The sequence below is a fragment of the Bacillota bacterium genome, from assembly GCA_040755295.1.
GTDB lineage: Bacteria > Bacillota > Desulfotomaculia > Desulfotomaculales > Ammonificaceae > SURF-55.
In genome coordinates this window covers 1-18,942 of the sequence record JBFMBK010000007.1, presented here as the reverse complement: position 1 = coordinate 18,942, position 18,942 = coordinate 1, and the positions used below count along the sequence as shown (strand labels likewise).

The 18,942-nt window shown below is 54.7% G+C and carries 13 protein-coding genes and 1 riboswitch; of the genes, 3 read left to right on the top strand and 10 right to left on the bottom strand.

The window, feature by feature from the left end:
* Window positions 1-81: 81 nt before the first annotated feature.
* The 8 genes from AB1500_06740 to AB1500_06705 form a co-directional block, all read right to left on the bottom strand.
* On the bottom strand, window positions 82-2,070 hold the full coding sequence (locus AB1500_06740) for an amylo-alpha-1,6-glucosidase (protein ID MEW6182861.1): 1,989 nt from the start codon (window positions 2,068-2,070) through the stop codon (window positions 82-84).
* A 194-nt stretch (window positions 2,071-2,264) separates the two neighbouring features.
* Window positions 2,265-3,221 carry an ROK family protein gene (locus AB1500_06735; GenBank protein ID MEW6182860.1) on the bottom strand — a complete coding sequence of 319 codons (957 nt, stop codon included), beginning with the start codon at window positions 3,219-3,221 and terminating at the stop codon, window positions 2,265-2,267.
* 199 nt (window positions 3,222-3,420) lie between these two features.
* Entirely contained in the window at window positions 3,421-4,236 is an 816-nt protein-coding gene (locus tag AB1500_06730; GenBank protein MEW6182859.1) for a Cof-type HAD-IIB family hydrolase, read from the bottom strand.
* A 121-nt stretch (window positions 4,237-4,357) separates the two neighbouring features.
* Entirely contained in the window at window positions 4,358-6,280 is a 1,923-nt protein-coding gene (uvrC, locus tag AB1500_06725) for an excinuclease ABC subunit UvrC (GenBank protein ID MEW6182858.1), read from the bottom strand.
* A gap of 96 nt (window positions 6,281-6,376) precedes the next feature.
* Complete coding sequence (gene uvrA / locus AB1500_06720; GenBank protein ID MEW6182857.1) at window positions 6,377-9,223, bottom strand: excinuclease ABC subunit UvrA; 2,847 nt, start codon at window positions 9,221-9,223, stop codon at window positions 6,377-6,379.
* Window positions 9,224-9,381: 158 nt separating this feature from the next.
* Window positions 9,382-11,403, bottom strand: a complete 2,022-nt coding sequence (gene uvrB / locus AB1500_06715) for an excinuclease ABC subunit UvrB (GenBank protein MEW6182856.1) — start codon at window positions 11,401-11,403, stop codon at window positions 9,382-9,384.
* A gap of 178 nt (window positions 11,404-11,581) precedes the next feature.
* Entirely contained in the window at window positions 11,582-12,664 is a 1,083-nt protein-coding gene (locus tag AB1500_06710; GenBank protein ID MEW6182855.1) for a mechanosensitive ion channel family protein, read from the bottom strand.
* A 36-nt stretch (window positions 12,665-12,700) separates the two neighbouring features.
* The gene (locus tag AB1500_06705; protein ID MEW6182854.1) at window positions 12,701-14,872 is read right to left on the bottom strand and encodes a bifunctional alpha,alpha-trehalose-phosphate synthase (UDP-forming)/trehalose-phosphatase; all 2,172 of its coding nucleotides are present in this window, start codon (window positions 14,870-14,872) and stop codon (window positions 12,701-12,703) included.
* 202 nt (window positions 14,873-15,074) lie between these two features.
* Window positions 15,075-15,289: riboswitch (cyclic di-AMP (ydaO/yuaA leader) on the bottom strand.
* A 483-nt stretch (window positions 15,290-15,772) separates the two neighbouring features.
* Between AB1500_06705 and AB1500_06700 the strand changes: the two genes are divergently transcribed.
* Window positions 15,773-15,985, top strand: coding sequence for a hypothetical protein (locus AB1500_06700; GenBank protein MEW6182853.1), 213 nt, complete (start codon window positions 15,773-15,775; stop codon window positions 15,983-15,985).
* 81 nt (window positions 15,986-16,066) lie between these two features.
* Here AB1500_06700 and AB1500_06695 read toward each other — a convergent pair whose 3' ends face one another.
* Together AB1500_06695 and AB1500_06690 are read right to left on the bottom strand one after the other, a co-directional pair.
* Window positions 16,067-16,684: a uracil-DNA glycosylase gene (locus AB1500_06695; protein MEW6182852.1), complete on the bottom strand. Its 618-nt coding sequence runs from the start codon at window positions 16,682-16,684 to the stop codon at window positions 16,067-16,069.
* Between the two features lie 138 nt (window positions 16,685-16,822).
* A complete protein-coding gene (locus AB1500_06690; GenBank protein MEW6182851.1) occupies window positions 16,823-17,011 on the bottom strand; it encodes a CooT family nickel-binding protein in 189 nt (62 codons plus the stop codon).
* A gap of 780 nt (window positions 17,012-17,791) precedes the next feature.
* Here AB1500_06690 and AB1500_06685 point away from each other — a divergent pair.
* The gene (locus AB1500_06685) at window positions 17,792-18,103 is read left to right on the top strand and encodes a DUF4367 domain-containing protein (GenBank protein ID MEW6182850.1); all 312 of its coding nucleotides are present in this window, start codon (window positions 17,792-17,794) and stop codon (window positions 18,101-18,103) included.
* A gap of 370 nt (window positions 18,104-18,473) precedes the next feature.
* Window positions 18,474-18,911 carry a hypothetical protein gene (locus AB1500_06680; protein MEW6182849.1) on the top strand — a complete coding sequence of 146 codons (438 nt, stop codon included), beginning with the start codon at window positions 18,474-18,476 and terminating at the stop codon, window positions 18,909-18,911.
* Window positions 18,912-18,942 lie beyond the last annotated feature (31 nt).

Sequence of the window (18,942 nt, the reverse complement as noted above, 5' to 3'; positions counted from 1 at the left end):
GATAAGCTTCGCATAGCTACATCAGATCGGCAATGCCGGGTCAGTATGCACGACTCCTTTTAAACAGACTTCTTATTGAAACTATTGCCGCTGCCTTTTTTTATTCTTCCCTTTATCGGCCTCCAGAACGTCCTCCACGTACGCCCGGAGGATCTCCGCCACGCCCCAGGCCTGGGCGAAGCAACCCCTGGGCCAATGAGGCGCGTCCCCGTCAAAGATTTCCGACACGTAACCCACCCCGTGATCGCCGATATGATCTATAAAAGGCGCAATAAAAGCGCGCGCCCTTTCCCGGCTGGCCACGGACTGACCATGGACCTTCCGGTAAGCGGTAACAAAGGGTCCCAGGAGCCAGCTCCAAACCGTCCCCTGGTGGTATGCGGCATCCCGGCTTTTAACATCCCCCGTATAGCGGCCTTTATAAGCCGGATCTCCTGTGGAAAGGGAACGCAGACCGTAAGGGGTGTAGAGTTCCTGCTCGACAAGGTGCACCACAGCCCGGGCCCGCTCCGGTTCGAGCGGGGAATACGGGAGGCTCACGGCGAAAATCTGGTTGGGACGGATAGCGGGGTCGCTGCCGTCGCTGCGCAGGACATCGTAAAGGTAGCCATCCGGACACCAGAAGGCGTTAAAGCCGCTTCGAACCCGGTCGCTAAGCCCGGTAAAAGGGAAAGCGAGCCCGAAATGACGATACAGGTTTTCAATGATGCAGACGGCGTTATACCAGAGGGCGTTTATCTCGACCGCTTTGCCGTGCCGGGGCGTGACGACCCAGCCGCCCACCTTTGCGTCCATCCAGGTGAGCTGTATACCGGGATCACCGGCCTGAATGAGGCCGTCGCTATCCATCCGAATCCCAAAATGCGTTCCTTCCGCATAGTGGTTCAGGATCCCGGTCAGCACCGGAAGCATTTTCTTCAAAACAAAATCCTCGTCCGCAGTGTACTCAAAATACTTATGGACGGCCTGGAAGTACCAGAGCGCGGCATCCACCGTGTTATAAAGCGGCTCCCCGCCGCCTTCCGGGAACAGGTTCGGTAGAAGTCCGCCCCTGAGGTGTGAACCGAACAGGGTAAGTATCTCCCGGGCTTCAGTATACCGGCCGGTTATCAGGCAAAGACCGGGTAAAGCGATCATGGCGTCGCGACCCCAGTCGGTGAACCACGGGTAGCCGGCAACCACGGTCGCGGAACCGGTGGCGGCCCGTTTAACGATAAAAGCGTCCGCCGCCCGTGCCAGGTCCAAGGCGAACGGGTCGTTAAGGCCGGTGTCTTTTTCAAGCTTTTGAAATCTTTCTTTCTCCTTCGAAAGAAGCGCCCCGGCCGAGGCCGGATCGAGACCCTCGCCCGCCGCAGCCGTCACCGTGAAAACGGTCTCCTTCTCCGCCGGCAGCGTCACATCGAACCGTCCCGGCAGGAAATGGTCCTCCCAGGGGTTAAGCCCCCGCTCGGCCTCCGCGGGGTAATGCATGCCGTAAAACCAGTCTGGTGAGGCATAAAACTTCCCCTTGCTGCTCTGCAGTATCAAGGGCGGCGACCCTGCACCGCCGTGCACCGTTACACCCCCGGAAACCGGCTCCTGGCGGAAACCGATCTCGCCTTTGAAGCTGTTTCCGTGATGACCGCGGCAGTTGACCATCGGCGCAAGGGTGATACGGGCCGCCGAGCCGCCGTTGTATATCCGGTAAAGGATAACAGTGGCGTTTACGCCGTAGGGCATAAAAATAAGCTTCCGTAGGAGGATATTTCCGAAGCAATAGGTGAATTCCGGAAAGGGGTCGATGACCACCCTCTGCAGGTGGACATAACCGCTTTCCGTCACCCCGCCCGCGGTGTGGTTTGTCGCCAGGTTGTAATAAACTCCTGCGCTCTCTATTCTTTCGTCAAGCCCGGCCAGGAGAAGAAAGCGTCTCGCCGGAGGTTTCAAGGCCGCAACCAAGAGTCCGTGATACCTTCTCGTATTAGCCCCGATAATGGTGCCGGAAGCGTAACCGCCGATCCCGTTGGTGACCAGCCACTCACGCTCGCATCCCCGTTCGAAGGTTCTCCACGCCTCTATACCAAAACGCACTATATTTCTTAACCTCCACCATTAGTTGCCAGTCACGAGTCACGAGTCGCCAGTCCTGAGTCAAAAAAATCGCTTAGTTATACCTATCTGTATAATCCGCGGTGCCAACGTTCCCCTTGCATCCATTCATCATTCCGCATTCATCATTCCGCATTTATCCTTGGCGTCTTGGCGGTTCAATTAATTCCGAACTGTTATCCTGGTTTAAGGGCATAGGCGACGGCGCCGAAAACACCCGCCCTTCCACCCAGTTCGGCGGTTACTACCTGCGCCGCCTCCCACGCGCTTGAAAAGGCACGGCTTCTCGTTTCTTCCTCCAGAGTCCCCCAGAAAAGGGATGCGCTTTTCATCATACCACCGCCGAGAACAACAACGGCCGGGTTAAGCAGGTTTAAAACAACCCCTACACCGATCCCCAACCAACCGCCTGCTGTGTTGAAAAGACCGAGCGCCTCGCCGTCACCCCGATAAGCCGCCAGGCTCACGGTTTCCGCAGTCACGGTCTCAATCACTCCGCCCGCCGCGGCGAGGATAGCCCGTCCCTGCCCTTGGGCGATAAGGTTTTTAGCCTCCCGGGCCACCGCCGTCCCCGAAGCGAGCGCCTCAAGACAACCCCTGTTCCCGCACTGACACAAAGGCCCGTCGGGCAGGACGGTGATATGGCCGATTTCACCGGCGCCGTAACCCGCTCCGCGGTAAAGCCGCCCCCCCAGAACCAGACCACCGCCGATCCCGGTGCTGACCGTTACGTAAACCAGGTCGTTGCTCTCTCTTCCCGCGCCGTAAACGAACTCACCCCATGCCGCCAGATTGGCGTCATTATCGACAAAAACCGGAACCTTTATAATCTCTTCCAGGGAAGCCTTGAGCGGCGCATTGTGCCACCCTAGGTTAGGCGCCATGTATACAACGCCCGTTTCCGTGTTGAGAGGTCCGGGGGCGCCGATCCCAACTCGGAGAAGACCTCCCGATACCCCTGCCGACCGCTGTACCTCCGTTACCGTTTCCGCAATGCGGTTGAGAACAGCCTCATAGCCCTCCCGGGCAAGGGTGGGGACTTTCAATTCCGCCCGTATCTTGCCGTCAAGCGTGGCCAGAGCCGTGTATATTTTTGTCCCGCCGAGATCCACCCCCACCACGTAATTGCCCAAGCAATTTCCCCCTAACCCGGACAAGCCGGAACCGATTATAACCTCAGAAGGACACTGAGGGATGAATCGTCAAGTCCCAAGTCCTAAGTCAAAACTACAACCCTCAAACCACAATCATCTCTCCTCCACTGCTCCCCGGACTGAGGACTGTCGACTGAGGACTCCCCTCTTCTATCTTCTATCTTCTACCTTCTATCTTCTACCTTCTATCTTCTACCTTCCCTAAAACAAGTTTCTCAATGGCCGCCGCCACTCCATCCTCGCTGTTAGGCGCGGTGACGTAAGTGGCGTGGGATTTTATCTCCTCTCGGGCGTTTCCCACAACCACCGCCGTTCCGGCAAAATCAAGCATCGGAATGTCGTTGTAACTGTCGCCGACAGCCATTATTTCTTCCCGTTTAAGATCGAACGCGGTCGCCAGCCTTTTCAGAGCCTCACCCTTTGTGGCCTCGGGGTGTGAGAACTCCAGGAAATGAGGCTTTGATTTGCTCACATGCAAACGACCTGCGTAGCGCTTCAAAAGCCCCGGCAGAAGCTTGTCGATTTCTTCTTCCGGCGCCACCATCAGTACTTTCGTCGGTGGCACATTCAAGTAACGCAGCAAGTCCCCTACAATCCGTGGGATAACCCCGGAAAGCCGGGCGTACCGTTCCCCTTCAGGCGAAAGCCGCGGCATGCAAAGGGTGTCGTCAACGTAAGCCTGGATGTGGAAACCGGTCGGGGCAAGATGCGTGATTACGTCTTGCGCAAGCTCGAGCGGCACCGGTTGATAGAAATACACCCTTCCTGCCCGGTCCTTTACCAGCGCTCCCTGGTAGGTGATAAGGGGAGTTTCGAGAGAAAGCTCCCGGGCAAAAGGAAGCGCGGCGCAAAACATCCGGCCGGTAGCGATAACGACACTCACCTTCCGTTCCAAAGCCCCTTTTACCGCCTCTTTTACCCGCGGGGTAATGTTAAGCCCGGGATCGAGCAAGGTATCATCCAGGTCCGCCGCAATCAGCTTTATCCTGTTCATTGTTCGCGCCTGTTAGACCTTCCATGATCAGCTTCTGTAACCGTTTTTTTTCAGGGTCACGGTTTTATGTTTATATTCGCCGTTGTTGCCGGTTATACCCCTGCACCCGGTTTAAACGGCACTAGTTTTTTTCCTTGACTCCGTCCTGCACCGCATCTTGAAAGTAGCGTTTAACCGCGTCAGCGGCGCGCCGGTTCATTCCCGGAACCTTACAGAGCGCGTCCGTATCCGCCGTCTTAAGCGCTTCAAGCGAAGGGAACAAGCGCAGAAGCTCGCGGCGCCGCACCGGTCCGATACCTTCAATCTCTTCGAGGACGGACCTTAGACTCCTTCCTCTGCGCTTGCGGTGGTAACCAATCGCAAACCTGTGGGCTTCGTCCCGCACCCGCTGCAGAAGCATCAAAGCGGCGCTGTCCCGGGGAATCATGATGGGCGCCGCCCGGCCGGGCCGGTAAAGCCATTCGTTTTCCTTGGCCAGCCCCAGCACAGGGATCCCTGTAAAGTCGAAACTCAACAGCACCTCCTGAGCCACCGCGGCCTGGCCGGCGCCTCCGTCAACCAGCAACAGGTCCGGAAGCGGCAGGAACTTGGCCGACTTTTGAGACAGAATACCTTCCTCAACGGCGCTCTGTTCCTCCCTTGCCCGGTCAAGACGCCGTTTCAGCGCTTCCCGTAAAACACCGTAATCGTCCGGTTTGCCCGTAGGTCCCGCCGCAAAACGTCTGTACCCGTTTTTCTGCGGTTTTCCGTCCTGAAAAACCACCATCACCGCCACCGGCGCCGTCCCTTGGAGACAGGAGGCGTCGTAACCCTCGATACGCCGCGGCAGCTCTTTAAGCCCGAGGAATTTTACCAGCCCTATGAGGGCGTCCTCTTTCGGCAGCTCCTGCGGGTCCTTTTCTTCCAGTCCCAGCGCCGCGTTCTTGCGCGCGAGTTCAAGAAGCTCCTTTTTTCTGCCGCGGCGTGGAACGGTAAGGACGACGGTTTTTCCTGCCTTTCCCCTGAGGTAAGCGGTTAAGACCGCGCCCTCATCCCCCGGATCCGCCGGGAGGATCACCTCGCGCGGTATCGACGTCGCCACGCCGCTGTAATATTGCTTAAGGAAACCGGCGGTCACTTCGTTGTCGCTCCGTCCGGCCGCCCCGGCCAGCGTAAACAGGTCCTGCCCGACCAGCCTTCCGCTCCGGACCTGAAGCACCGCCGCAACCGCGCTCTCGCCCGAGCGGCCGAGCGCTATCACGTCCTGATACTCGTTTTTTCCGGAAACCACACGCTGTCGAACAAGAATTGCCTCCAAAGCCTTCAGCCGGTCGCGAAGCACGGCCGCCTTTTCGAAGTCCAGGCCTGCCGCCGCCGTCTCCATCTCTTTTTTAAGTTGTCTCATTACCGGCTTATACCGTCCTTCGAGTAACATACACAGGTTACTTATACCCTGCCGGTAGACACGGGGATCTACCTGACCGGTACACGGCCCCGGACAGCGCTTAATGTGGTAATTCAGACAGGGACGGCTGCGCTCCGGCACCATCTTTTTACACGAACGGAACGGGAAAACGGTCCGGGTGTACCGCAGCGTCTCGTATACCGCGCCGGCCCACGTAAAGGGACCGAAATAACGCGCGCCGTCTTTGAGCCGCCTCCGGGAAAAAAGTACCCGCGGGTATTCTTCATCAAGGGTGACCTTAATGTAAGGGTAACTTTTGTCGTCCTTCAGGATTATGTTGTAGCGGGGCCGGTGGCGCTTGATCAGGTTGGATTCAAGCACCAGCGCCTCCACCTCGTTTTCGGTAACGATGAAGGTGAGTTCGAAGGCCTTATCCAGCATCGCCAGAACCTTGGCGTGACGGCCGCTCTGAAAATAGGAACGTACCCGGTTTTTCAGGGACACGGCTTTTCCTACATAGATCACCTCGCCGGCCGCGTCGTGAAAAAGGTAAACCCCGGGCTGCTCCGGAAGCTTTTTCGCCTTTTCCGCTAAGGGATGCTCCAATCTGATATCTACCCCACCGTCAGCGTCAACCGTCATAATCAGCTTCTGGTCCATCTTCTGTTTTCTAAATTCGACTCCTGTTTTATAAACTTTGAACTTAAAACCGACCCCAAAAGCCCATCAGCATTAGCCCTAACGTTGAACGTTGAACTATTTTCCCGCCGCCTCCGCGGCCAGCCTGTCCTTCAGATCGCTCAGATGCTGCCGGAGATATTGTCCGGTGTAAGACGGCGGCGCAAGCGCCACCTCCTCGGGAGTACCCTCGGCAACAACCGTGCCCCCCCTGTCGCCGCCCTCCGGCCCCAGGTCGATGATGTAATCCGCTGTTTTTATCACATCCAGGTTGTGCTCAATCACAACGACCGTGTTGCCCGCGTCGGCCAGCCGGTGAAGCACCTCGAGCAGTCTCGCGACGTCGTCAAAATGCAAACCCGTAGTGGGCTCGTCCAGGATGTAAAGCGTCCGTCCGGTGCTCCGGCGCGAGAGCTCGGTCGCCAGCTTCACCCGCTGGGCCTCGCCGCCGGAAAGCGTGGTCGCGGGCTGCCCCAGACGGATATAACCCAAACCCACGTCGTGCAGCGTTTTCAGACGACGGTAAATCTTCGGCAGGTCTTCGAAAAACTTCAGCGCCTCATCCACCGAAAATCCGAGGACACCGGCGATGCTTTTCCCTTTGAACTTGACCTCGAGTGTCTCCCGGTTGTACCGCCGTCCCTTGCAGACCTCACAGGGTATGTAGACATCGGGCAGAAAATGCATCTCAATCCTGACGATGCCGTCCCCGCGGCAGGCCTCGCACCGGCCGCCGGCGACGTTAAAGCTGAACCGCCCGGGTTTATAACCCCGCACCCGCGCCTCCGGAAGGAGTGAAAAAAGTTCGCGGACATCGGTCAGCATCCCGGTATAAGTGGCCGGATTGGACCGGGGAGTGCGTCCGATAGGAGACTGGTCGACGTTAATCACCTTGTCGATGTTCTCCAGTCCTTCGAGCGCCCGATGGGTTCCGGGGAGTTCGCGCGCCCCGTGAAGCTCCCGCGCCAGCGCCCGATAAAGGATATCGTTGACCAGCGTGCTCTTGCCCGAGCCCGAAACACCGGTGACAGCGGTGAAGAGCCCGACCGGGAACGCCGCGTCGATACCCTTCAGGTTGTGAGCGCCCGCCCCGAGCACCTTCAGCCACCGCTCTTCCTGACGCCGGCGGGCCCGCGCCGGTATCTGTTTCCGTCCGCTCAGGTATTTCCCGGTGAGTGATTGGGGATGGCGCATGATTTCAGCCGGCGGGCCCTCCGCCACCACCTGTCCGCCGTGCGCCCCCGCCCCGGGCCCTATATCGATGATATGGTCGGCGCTCAGAATCGTCTCCGCGTCGTGCTCCACGACAATCACGGTATTGCCGAGGTCCCGCAGGCGCTTGAGCATCGCCAGCAACCGCCCCTGGTCCCGCGGGTGAAGCCCTATACTCGGCTCGTCCAAAATATAAATCACACCGATCAGCCCCGAACCGATCTGCGTGGCAAGACGAATGCGCTGTGCCTCCCCTCCGGAGAGGGTGTTCGCCGAACGGTCGAAGGTCAGGTAATCCAGGCCCACGTTGGCGAGGAAGCCGACGCGGGCCTTTATCTCCTTTAAAACCTGTCTGGCGATCATCTGCTCGCGCGCACCCAGTTCAAGTTCGTCAAAAAACCGCAGGGCTTCCGCAACGGAAAGCGTAGTCACCTGATTTATCGATTGTCCCCCGACCTTCACCGCCAGCGCCTCGGGCTTCAAACGGGCGCCGCCGCAAGTGCCGCAGGGCTGCGGCCGCATCAGACGTTCGATTTCACTTTTTATATAGTCCGATGTCGACTCGCGGTAACGCCGGGAAAGATACGGTATTACTCCCTCGAAAGGCGCGAGGTACTCCCGGCGCCTTCCGCTCATATCGTGGTGTACGAAACGCACCCGCTCGCCGGAGGTACCATAAAGAATAATCCGCTGGTGCTCCTGCGCCAACCGCCCGAACGGTTCGTTAACGGCGAAACCGTAGTGTTTCGCCAGCCCTTCCAACAAGTGATACTGATAACTGTAAAACGACCAGCCCGCCACAGCGCCCTCCTGGATGCTCTTGCGCCGGTCGATGATAAGTTCGGGATCGGGCTTTAAATGGGAACCCAGACCGGTGCAGTCGGGACAAGCGCCGTACGGACTATTAAAGGAAAACAGCCGCGGCGAAAGCTCGGGCAGGCTTATCCCGCATTCCGGACAGGCAAACCTGCTGCTGAAAAGCAGCTCTTCCCCGTCCATGACCGACGCCACCGCCAATCCGTCGGCCAGCCTGAGCGCCGTCTCGAAGGAGTCGGCCAGGCGGGAGGCCGCCTCTTCCTTTATTACCAACCGGTCGACCACGACTTCGATGTTATGCTTCTTGTTCTTATCAAGCCGGATTTCGGCATCGGCTAACTCCTGGACCACGCCGTCCACCCGCACTCGTATAAACCCCTGCTTCCGGGCGTCGTCCAAAATCCGGGCATGCTCCCCCTTCTTCCCCCGCACCACAGGGGCTAAAATAAAGACCCTGGTCCCTTCGGGAAGCGCAAGCAGCCGGTCCACCATTTGGGAAACCGCCTGTTGCCGGATGGGCAGACCGCACTGGGGACAGTGCGGCTGTCCGATGCGGGCGTAAAGAAGCCGCAGATAATCATAGATCTCGGTCACCGTACCCACGGTTGAACGCGGGTTGTGACTTGCGGATTTCTGGTCGATGGAAATGGCCGGTGACAACCCTTCGATGCCGTCAACGTCGGGTTTATCCATCTGCCCTAAGAACTGTCTGGCGTATGCCGACAGCGATTCGACATAACGACGCTGACCCTCGGCGTAAATTGTGTCAAAGGCCAACGAGGACTTTCCGGATCCCGAAAGCCCCGTAATAACCGTGAGTTCATTCCGGGGGATACTCACCGTGATGTTCTTTAAGTTGTGTACCCTTGCGCCTCTTACCAAAATCGTTTTTTGCATAACCGTTGATATCCCACCGCTTTAAAATCAAAGTATGTAGTAGTCAGTAGCCAGAATATAGGATAAGAATCCCGGAACTAAAGACTCGTAACCCGCAACCCATGACTCGTGACTCGTAACTCGTAACCCGCAACCCGCAACCCGCAACTCGCTATCTCCTACCTTCTACCTTCTACCTTCTGACTTCTTTTAAAAGGCCCTTCTCTCTTCGCGAGTTCGGCCCTTAACTCCAGCAGTATATCCCGCAGGTGCGCCGCAAGCTCGAATTCGAGACTGCGCGCCGCCTCGCGCATCTGTTTTTCATATTCCGCCGCCATACGCTTGAGCTTTTCGGTCGGTATCTCGCCGGGTTTGACCTGATAGACCCCTTCTTCTTCCGCCACCTTAGTCGCTTCGATCACGTCGCGCACCGGTTTATAAATCGTACGGGGTGTGATGCCGTGCGTGCGGTTGTACTCCAACTGCAGTCGCCGCCGCCGCTCCGTTTCCGCAATCGCCCGGCGCATCGAACCCGTTTCCTTGTCGGCGTACAGGATCACCTGTCCGTTGATGTTCCGCGCCGCCCGCCCCGAAGTCTGGATAAGCGAGCGCTCCGAACGGAGGTACCCCTCCTTGTCCGCATCCAGTATGGCAACCAGGCTGACCTCCGGCAGGTCAAGGCCCTCCCGCAGAAGGTTGATCCCCACCAGGACGTCGAAAACCCCCATCCTCAGGTCGCGTATAATCGCCATACGCTCCAGCGTATCTATATCGCTGTGGAGGTAACGAACCTTTATCCCGGCCTCTTTTAAATAATCAGAAAGGTCCTCCGCCATGCGTTTGGTCAGAGTGGTCACGAGCACCCGCTCGTTTTTAGCCACCCGCGCCTTGATTTCCCCCAGCAGATCGTCTATCTGTTCCCTTGTCGGCCGTACCACGACCGAAGGGTCAACCAGGCCCGTGGGCCGGACGATCTGTTCCACCACTAGGGAGCTCTTTTGAAGTTCATAATTACCCGGCGTGGCGGAAATGAAAACCACCTGGTTTACCCGCTCGACGAACTCGTCGAACCGGAGCGGACGGTTGTCGAAGGCCGAGGGAAGCCGGAAACCGTATTCCACCAGCGCCTGCTTCCGCGCCCGGTCGCCTTCATGCATGCCGTGAAGCTGCGGGATCGATACGTGCGATTCATCCACAAACATTATAAAATCCTTCGGGAAATAGTCCAAAAGCGTGTACGGCGGCTCGCCCGGCGCCCGTCCGGTAAGGTAGCGCGAGTAGTTTTCAATCCCCTTGCAGAACCCTATCTCCCGCAACATCGCCAGGTCAAAACGGGTGCGGTTTTCGATCCGCTGCGCCTCGATAAGCTTTCCCTGCTGCTGAAACCATGCCACCCGCTCCTGCAGCTCCGCCTCGATCTCCGTGATTATCGGTTCGAGGCGATCACGCGTGGTGACATAATGCGTAGCGGGGAAAAAGGACACATGATAGCGTTCCCCGGCCACGTTTCCCGTCAGGGGATCGAACTCGACGATACGCTCGACCTCCTCGCCGAAAAACTCCACCCGGATTGCCGCCTCGGACGTTGATGCCGGAAAAACGTCGACCACGTCGCCGCGCACCCGGAATTTACCGCGGGTGAAGTTAATGTCGTTGCGCTCGTAACGGATTTGCACCAGTTTTCGAAGGATCTCGTCCCGGTTGTAATGCTCCCCCCGCCGTAGCGAGACGACCTGCGCCGCATACTCCGCCGGGTCGCCCAGGCTGTAAATACAGGAAACACTGGCCACGATTATCACGTCCCTGCGCCCCAGGACCGCCGCCGTCGCTGCGTGCCTCAGCTTATCTATCTCGTCGTTGATCGCAGAGTCTTTCTCGATATAAAGGTCGGACTGCGGCAGGTAAGCCTCCGGCTGATAGTAATCGTAGTAACTCACGAAGTACTCGACCGCATTCTCCGGAAAAAACTCCTTGAATTCACTGCAAAGCTGGGCCGCCAGGGTCTTGTTCGGGGCGAGCACCAGCGCCGGTCTGCCCAGCGCGGCAATTACGTTGGCTACGGTAAAGGTTTTTCCTGAACCGGTGACGCCAAGAAGCGTCTGCATCAGGTGCCCGTTTTGCAGCCCCGCGGTCAGGCAGCTGATGGCCTCCGGCTGGTCGCCCGTCGGCGTAAAACTTGATTGTAGTTTAAACGTAGACACCTTATCACACCAATTCGAAAAATACTCCGCTACATTATATCACAAAAAAAATAAGCCCCCACGGAGGCGTAGTTCAACCTTATACTGAGGTAGCTCTTCAGGCCCGTTCAACGTTCAACGTGAAAAAAAGGCTCAAATGCAATATTGATTTACATTTCGATTCCGCATTTCGTATTCATCATTCCTCATTTTGTTCCCCTTGGTGTCTTGGCGGTTGATTATTTTCGCATTCCGCATTTTCCAGGTGAATCGTCCTGATCGGGAACGGGATTTCAATCCCTTCCTGGGCATACCGTCGATGCAGCCGTTTAATAAACTCGTGCTTCACGGGATACTGTTCAACAAACTCTTTTACCCTTAGTATGACGGAAAAATTAATACTGAAGTCGCCGAAGGTGTGGTATCTGATAAAAGGTTCGACCTCGGGAACGCCGCCCGGCATTTCCGAAAGCAGTCGCTTTGCCACCTCAACGGTCACCCTCTCGACCTTGTCCAGGTCGCTGTCGTAACTTACCCCGACCTGGACCAGCATCGACATCTCCGGTTCCGGAAGGTTGTAGTTGGTGACTATGGCCGAGGCCAGTTTGGCATTGGGAATGACGTATGTGTTTCCGGCCAAGGACTGAATGGCGGTGTTGCGCCAGTTAATATCCGTTACGTAACCCTCCTCGCCGCTGTTGAGCCTCACATAATCCCCCGGTCTTACCTGTCTCGAAACGATCACCTGCACCCCGGAAAACAAATTGGAGAGCGTGTCCTGGAGCGCGAGCGCAACCGCAAGACCCCCTACACCGAGAGCCGTCAAGATCGGCATTATTGGAATACCCAGCGCTTGTAACGTGACAAGCAGTCCGATGATTAAAATGAAAGCCCTGGCGATATTTACGAACAACGTTGTGGAAGGTAAAACACCTTTGGCTCTTTCGGCGTACAGGTTGATAAAGCTTTCCGCGAGCCTCATAAAAAACAAGGTAACGGATAGAATGGCGATCACCAGAAGCATCTTGTCAAGCAATCTCTGGATGCTCGGCGCCGGGGAAACAGTAAGGACCGCCCCGTAAACGCCGGCCAGAAAACCCCAGAATATTATGATTCGATAAAAGGAGCCAATAATAATATCATCACCCTGCCACTTGGTCTTCCTGGCCATCCTGTGGATGCCGGCTATAACCACCTTTTCTATGACTATGCCGGCAAGGAGTCCTCCCAAAACAAAAAATACGGGTATCAACATTGCTGCGTATGGAAGATCAAAAGACATAACAACCTCCGTGTGAACGATTTATGACTGCGGGTATTATACCAATTCCCTCAATACCGATCGCACCTCTTGGATCGACGAGACGTTAAACCTTGACTGTGACGGGACCAACCCCACCTTAATGGAGTAAGCCGTCTCGGGGAGAACAGCGAAAATATACTCGTCCGTCCAGTCATCGCCCGCAGCCAAAATGAAATCCCAGCCGCCTTTTGCGAGCCAGCGCAAAGCCGCCTTCCCTTTGTTTGTCCCTCTGCTTTTAACTTCGACCACTTTATTGCCTTGCAACACCTGAAGCTGCGAATTTGCTGTGCGGTCGGCGATGTTGTTCATCAACTCCCCGGCCCTCAGCACGCCCAACTCCGGCTCGGCCTTCCGGTAATGAAACACCAGGGAAAAGTCTTTTTCTTCGACAAAGGACCCGGGTGTTCTGTCCGCGTACAGATCGAATATTGGACGCATCCCTTTCTTCCATTCACCGGTCAGGGACTCGGTCATTCCCCATTCTTTACCTCTTTCTTTTATCCACAAACCGTGTTCAGCGATCAGGCTCGCCCGCAGATCACCGAACCATTGATCAAGGGTATCCTTACCGCGTCCGCTGATGATAACCAATTCATTTTGTGAAATGTAGGCGATTTCGTTGAGGAGGCTTAGAATCTCGTTATCCGGCTTTGCGTCTTCAGGCCTGTCGAAAAACGGAACAATCGTCCCGTCATAATCGAGGAAGATCAGGCGGCGATCGGCCTTTGCGTACTCTTCCACTAATCCGTCTTTTATCGCAGGGTTCAACCGCTTCACCAGAAACCCTTCCTGACGCTTCTTCGCTTCAAGCAGTTTCTCTATAAACTTTTCAGCCCACTGCGTCACGTTCCAGCGCTTCAAACGCTTCTGCATCACCCTGTTCCGCACTATCTGTTCTTCCTCGGGCATTTCCAGGGCTTCCTTCAGCGCCTCCGCAACCTCCTCCTTATTGTTCGGGTTTATTACTATACCTTCCCCTAATTCGCTTGCCGCCCCCGCCATCTCGCTGATGATTAAGACCCCTTTTCCGTCCACCTTTGTAGCGATGTATTCCTTGGCGATGAGGTTCATGCCGTCGCGGACTGGTGTGATAAGGGCGATGTCCGCAACGTCGTACATGGCCGCAAGAGGCTGAAACGGCAGCGTACGGCTCAGGTATTGGATGGGAACCCACCCGACCGTGGAATACTTCCCGTTTATGTTTCCCACCAACTCATCCACCTGCTTCTTTAAAAGCCGGTACTGGTCCAGACTGACCCGTGAAGGCGCCGTTACCAGGATCATTGTGACCTTCTCATGCCACTGAGGATATTTTGTAAGAAAAAGATCAAAGGCCTCCAGACGCTGCGGTATACCCTTGGTATAATCCAACCGGTCTATCGATAGAATAATCTTCCTGCCGCGCAACCTCTGTTTCAGGGCTTTGGCTTCTCTTTGAACCTTCACGTCGCTTACCACCCCGGAGAACCGGTCGTAATCTATTCCCATGGGAAACGAATCAACCTTAACGATACCGTCCCTGGTGGTGATCTCCCCCATCTTATGGTCATAGCCAAGCAGGTGGAGCACGCTGCTCAGAAAGTGCCGCGCGTAATCGTAGGTATGGAAACCGATAAGGTCCGCGCCGAGCAGCCCTGTGAGAATCTCCCGGCGCCAGGGCAACAGCCGGAATAATTCGAACGAGGGGAATGGTACATGCAGAAAAAATCCGATTGTGGCCCCGGGCAAATCCGTCCGTAACATTCCGGGAAGTAGCATGAAATGGTAGTCGTGAATCCAGATGATATCGTCCGGTTTTGCCAGGCCTGCGATCTCGGAGCAAAAAACCCGGTTCACCCGCTCGTAAGCCTTCCAGTAAGTTTTTTCATACACGGTGTACGAAGGGAAATAATGAAACAACGGCCAGATGGTCTTGTTGCTGAAACCGCCGTAATACCCGTCGACATCATGGGAAGAAAGAAAGACCGGGTGGCAGTTGAACTCCTTTAAAAGTTTCTCCTTAACATAAACCTTGTCTTTATCGTCCTGCATCTCTCCGGGCCACCCTACCCATATGCTGTCACGGGCGCCGTAAAAAGACTTGAGCCCCGTAGCCAGCCCGCCGATGCTGGACAGGAAATGATAACCGTCCTTTTTCCTGCTGACTGTAACAGGCAATCTGTTGGAAGCGATTATCAACCTCCCCATAGATGTCACGCTCCTTTCAACGTACAACTGGATGGGACTCAAGCCTCTTTACAAGCCGTGCCCGGTTGAAATTGCGGCTTAGCGAAAAATTCATATGGCGTCTGTTATATTGCAGGGGAAACTGTTACCTCCGGAAAATAACAAACACCCCGGAGTTCTCTGGGGTGTACATAATAAAAGGGTAAAACACCGTGCCGGCGTTCTACAAGTCCTTCTACGCTTACGTGGTTAGCTGACGGGTTCGGGTTGAAAGCTAACCCTACCCAGCACTCAGAACGAATCATCTTACTCAGATGCTCAAACACCCAATGAAGGCGTTCTATTGTTTTAGCAAGATATTTATTTTCTGAGTGCTGGGACTCACCCCATAAACCTGGGTCCCCCGTTTCTCCTTTGAGAACTCAGCGATAAATATTTTACTTCTTTTATAGTTAATCAAATAACCGGCCAATCGTCAAGGTTCGGGTTCCATAAGTGTCCCTGTCGTGCGCAGAGATATGAGAGGTTCGAAGAGGGAATCGAAGGCGCAATTCACAGAACACATTCCTGCAAACCTCGCACATCTCCAACCTCACACTTCGCACTTCCCAAAGGCCGGAACGAAGCGTACTGAATTAGAGGTCAGAAGTCGATGTCAGATTTGACGTGAGGATATCGTAACAGTGAATGCCTTTCAGAACTCCGACTTCCGACATCCTGTATCCGACTTCTGAAACAGACAGACGCCGTTTTGCAGCAGTCTCCTGGAACCGGACGCGAGGTTTTATTGTGAAGACAAATAATATGGGCTTATTCTTCCGGTTCAAGCATAGGATTCTACCAGCCGTCCATGTGAGCGCTACGGGTATGCCCCGGCGCCGTTTTGACGGTTAAATTAACCGGATGAAAGGAGTCTATGACGTGCCGTTTCCTTTTCTGATTCGTCCGAAACAGGAACAACCCCTGATTGAGGAATTTCATCGGGTGCTGGAGCTCGTGAGGATCAGGTACAGGCAGTTCGATCTTTGCGACAAGGACTTTGTGGATACAAGCGTTTTTAATATAAGCGCCGCAGAAAGCCGGCTGACAGCGGTTCTGCAACAAGCCCGCCGGGACGGAATCACGGCATGGTGACTGAACCTAAAGCGGACAACATCGTTCGATAATTCTACTACGCACCTGCCCGGTCACGCAACAATAAAGCCCGGAAGCAGGTCAGCCGTTCTTCAAGGCGTTATACTCGTCCCGAATCTTTTGGAAATCCTCCCAAACTTCCCGTTTCTTACCCGGATCGCGCAGTAACGCCGCCGGATGGTAGGTGGGCATCACCCTGGCGCCGTAAATCGGACCCAGCCACTGACCGCGCACCCTGGTAATCCTGGCGTCCGGACTAATCAGGTTCTGAAGGGCCGTTGAGCCCAGCAGCACGATGATCCTCGGCTTGATAAGTCCGATCTGCTGCTGTAGAAAGGTCAGGCACGCTTCCGCCTCTTCTCTGAGCGGTACGCGGTTTCCGGGAGGCCGGCACTTTACAATGTTGCCTATGTAAACCTCTTCCCGCGTTATCCCGCAGGCTTCGAGGATCCGGTCCAGAAGCTTGCCCGCCGCCCCCACAAACGGCCTGCCGAGACGGTCTTCATCGGCCCCCGGCCCTTCTCCCACAAGCATCACCAGCGCGTAAGGGTTCCCGTCACCGAAAACCACATTGGTCCTGCCCTCCCAAAGACCGCACTTCCGGCAGTCGTTGATGCTGTTCTTTAACTCTTCAAGCGTCTGCGGTCCGGCAAGGTCCTCAAAGGTTAACTGCAGTCCTTCATTCAGTCTCTTTGACACCCTATCTCCCACCCCGGAAACAAGCTATAAGAAACTATACTATTCAACCATAACCTAACGCCGCGCCCTACAAAATTACCTGAATAGTTCTTAAAAAGAAAAGCCCGCTGCCGGGCTCCATGCCTGTTGTTGCACGGTTTATTCCCGCTCCAAGATTATCTTGTGATCAACCAGGGCCAGTTCCTTGATCCTGGCTTTGACGATTTTCCTCCGCCCGTAAATATCCTCAAGCATTAACCCGTCCTCAAACGGAACCACCTTGTCGACCATTTCCAGCACCAGTTCGTCATTCTCTCCCTGGCGGAGATAGGCATTAGCCTCGCACATTTCCGACCACTCCTTGGCACACCCTTGACGGGCGGCTCTTTTAAATAGATGGAACGAAAGATCAAAACCGTTACCCTTAAATTATAGAAAGACAATAATCAAACTGTCAACGGCTGAACCTGACTGAGCCATATACAACCATCCGAACGAAAAGAAGACCTGTCAACGGGGCCGCCTACAAGGAAGGTGTTTTCGGCAACGCGACCCTGTTGGGGATGTGGACATTTTATCAGTAAAAAACGGAACTTTTCAGCCGGCCTTGACACCGTAAACCGTAGTATTGGGAGTCGGCGGCCATCCCAGTACATTAATACGTGGCGGGAAAAGTGCGGAAGCTTATAGGGTCTGCCTGCGGTGGTGTTATACAACCGTGTTCTGAAGATGACAGTGACTTAGGACACTCACTGAATTATCCGAGGATTCTTAGAAAGGACAAGAAGCTTGAAGCGAAACGATAAGATTTGCCTGCCGGGTGTATGCCGGAGACGCTGTGCTCCGGGACGACGCGACATCGGCTTGTTTCGGAGCAAACAACGGCGCACTTATAGAGCCTGACGTCAGCCTTTACTGCTGCCTGGTTGGTAACAAAAACTCGCTTAACTATCCTACTTTAAACTTACTGTAACTTCGGCACGATGCGCGCGCCTGTCTGCTTAGCCGAACCTTCGCCGTGTCGGCGTGGGCGTCCCTCCCGCAGAGCGTTCCTTGCATACAACCGGCAGCGGCTGTAGTATCCATTATCAAATGTTGTCAGAAGAACCGTCCCCTTGACATTCCAGGCTGGTAGGACATACCGGCGAAGAGGCATCCGGTTCTCTCGTAAGAATAACCAGCCGTTACGAAGCCAACGGGAAGTTTATTACCGTTGAGCAGTGGGGTTCCGAAACTCCGGACGTTGACCAGGCGTTTGATCCGGGTGATTACAAAAAAACAGAGCTGAAGGTTTGTGACGCACAGGGAATGCTGGTTGAACGAAAAAAAGACGGCTGGCTCAGTCTGTCCTGGAATCAGGGAGAAGTGTTCTACAGAATTTCCGGCTGCATGTTACCGGAGAAAGCGCTCAAGATGGCGGAATCAATGAAAGAAATATAGGATTTCAATTTAAAAAATGATGCTTCCCTTATTATATTAGCAAAAGAACTAAGGGATTACCTTTTCATCGGCTTAATAAGCCCCTGGTCACGCCGGCGAGCGCAATCAGGGGCTATTGTTGTTTTAGGAAAATTTTTTTAAAGAAAATTAATCCAAACCCCTCCCTTGTGCGTTATATAAGTAGGAGCTTAAAAATGGTTCCTTGTCAAGATATGCGGTAAGAGTATGGGAGGTGAGAAAGAGTTGATATTTGATGACTTCCTCATGCGGAGATAGTGGTGCACGGGAAAGGGAGGTGATAAATGCTGGAGGCTCTGAGGGGAAACGTTCAAAAAAAATTTTTTATAAGAAAGAGGAGTGAGTAATCATTATGAAAAAGATTATCCGCATAAGCATAGCAATCGTGTGGCTCCTGATCATGGCACTTCCTGCGCTTGCCAATAGTTCGAATTACGCTTGGGACATGCCCTGGGATGGCTACTACGTCAATGGGAAAGACAATGGAATTGTGCACAGCTTAACAGCTGGCACTCTGACCAATTCAGGAAGTCTATGGGAGTACTACAAGACAGGTGGGGCTAGTGCAACTCCGCATGATATAACTATTGAGGTATGGAGAGTTGACACTGTAATTGATAACAAAATTTGCTCAATTACCGTTACTCCATATACAACCTTGTATCAGCAGAAATACTACTCTCAGAATGGTGGCACCATTATAGCCGATGATTACTACCTTGTAGTGTGGAAAAACAATGACCAAGATGGATGGAGTACTGCAGGGTCCGGAACATTGACGAGTCAATGATGGTATGGCGGGCGCTTAGGAATAGAGGCGG